Below are 2,079 nucleotides of genomic sequence, written 5' to 3' on the forward strand. Positions count from 1 at the left end.
CGCAAACTCGCCGAACGGACCGTCGCGGGTCTGATCCGCGCCCTCGAATCCTGCGCCGAAATCTTCAAGCCCTCAGAATGTATAAATTACTTTAAATCCTGCGGTTATCAGGACGATACAGGATGATCGGATTCTGCTCTAATCTGTTTCTCAATACGATCGTTTTCGGCTTCAAGTTGCGAGAGCGGCTGCTGGTCTAGGCTGGCATTTGCCAGAAGACGCGAGATTGTCAGGTCGGCATTTCTGGGTTGAGGCGTCCCCTTCCATGACCGGGCACCGTCGCGACACTTCGCGAGGTGTTTCTCGAGGCAGGCGTCAACATCGCCCTTGTAGTCGAGAAGGAAGGGTGGCCAGTCGGTAGGTTGGAGAGCGGATGCTTTATACCGTTCCTGAGTGCGCCGGAGTCCTTCGGGAGCTTGGTGCGTGCGGACGTTTTCTACCTCGTCCAGCAGCGAGAGCAATGACTGTTCCTGCGCCGCGAAGAAGCGCGGGTAACTTCGCACCTTTTCGGCAGCAGTGGTAAGCTCTGTGAGCTGCTTGACGCGCTCCTCGCTGCCTTTCGACGCAAGTTTGCTGCGATCTTTCGTATATCCCGAAATCAGCTGCTGCTTGTCCTCAATTTGTTTAGCGAGGCCTGCCACCAATTGACGCTTTTCGAGCTCTATGCTGATCCTATCGGACAAGGTCGCAATCGCACTTTCCTCGCGACTACGGGCGTCACGAAGCCGGGTAGTGCGTATCTCCAAAAGCTCGTCAAAGTCCGCGACGCCGTCCTTATCTTCGGCGGAGTGACTCTCAAAAATCACTCGTTCCATTTCCTGCGTCAGCGAGTCCGTGATGCCCTGTGCGGAGCACAGTTCCTCGACGAATTGTTGCGAAAGATAGCGCGCGCGTGGGTATTCGGCCGCGGAACGAGTGCGCCGGCAAACCCGGCAAACCCGCAGTTCACCCATATTTCTATCGCGGGGCTGGCCGTAGTCGAGATGGCGATGTTGGCGGGCGTGCCGTACATGCGGCTCCGCGAAGCCGTTCTCGCGCACCCGACCATGGCGGAGGGACTGGGGGTTCCTTTTCTCGAACGTGCCGCCTCGCTCGACAAAATAGATCCGGGCCGGGATCCGGAACGGTCGGTCGTGGTAGGAGCAAGGTAATATCTAGGAAGCCCAGGCGAGTGTTTGGCGCATGCGTGACGAGGGCAAATCCAAGTGAACCCATACGATAGCGTCATCGCGGGGCGCCGCGATCAGGCCTTTCCAGTACTCGGCGAGGCTGACATCTCGCGCGTCGAGCGGTTTGGTGAACGTCGGCAATACCGCCGCGGCGAGCGGCTGTTTGCGGCGGGAGAGCGGACGCCCGGCATGTTCTTGGTGCTGAAAGGCGCTTTGACGATGACCGCGCGCGACGGCCTCGGCCGCACGGCGCAAGTCGTGCGCCACGGACCGGGTCAATTCACCGGCGAGGTCGCTCAGCTCTCGACCGGCGTCGCGGTGGTCGATGCCGACGCGGATGATGATGTCGAAGCGCTACTGATCCCGCCCGATCGGCTTCATGCGCTGATCGTCGCCGAAGCCGAGCTCGGCGAACGGATCGTCCGCGCGCTGATCCTGCGCCGCGTCGCCCATATCGAATCCGGCGGCAGCGGTCCTGTGTTGATTGGCGATCTGCAATCCCCCGATATGCTGCGCCTGGAGAATTTTCTGCGACGCAACGGCCAGCCGCATCATGCCGTCGACCCATCGCAGGATAATGCCGCCGCCCTGCTGTTGACTCAATACGGCGCAGGCGCCCGGGATGTGCTGGTCGCGTGTCCGAACGGCTCGATGCTCCTTACCCCTTCAGAAGACTCGCTTGCCCGTTGTCTGGGCATGCTGGACACGCTCGAGCGCGATGAGTTGTTCGATGTCGCGGTGGTCGGGGCGGGGCCTGCCGGCCTCGCCACAGCCGTCTACGCGGCGTCGGAGGGACTGCGGGTCATCGCCATCGAGTGCCGCTCGTTCGGGGGCCAAGCAGGCGCGAGCGCGCGCATCGAGAACTATCTCGGCTTTCCAACTGGCATCTCAGGTTAGGCCCTCGCCGGTC

The 2,079-nt window shown here is 61.2% G+C and carries 2 protein-coding genes; one reads left to right on the forward strand and one right to left on the reverse strand.

Going from position 1 to position 2,079, the window contains the following annotated elements; translation table 11 throughout:
• Positions 1-107 precede the first annotated feature (107 nt).
• On the reverse strand, positions 108-953 hold the full coding sequence (locus VJX68_RS10725) for a hypothetical protein (RefSeq protein ID WP_324095682.1): 846 nt from the start codon (positions 951-953) through the stop codon (positions 108-110).
• Positions 954-1,205: 252 nt separating this feature from the next.
• On the opposite strand from VJX68_RS10725, the gene VJX68_RS10730 reads away from it, so the two are divergent.
• Entirely contained in the window at positions 1,206-2,066 is an 861-nt protein-coding gene (locus VJX68_RS10730) for an FAD-dependent oxidoreductase (RefSeq protein ID WP_324095683.1), read from the forward strand.
• Positions 2,067-2,079 lie beyond the last annotated feature (13 nt).

The sequence above is a fragment of the Binatus sp. (SeqCode) genome (genome assembly GCF_035272065.1).
Taxonomy (GTDB): Bacteria; Desulfobacterota; Binatia; order Binatales; family Binataceae; genus Binatus.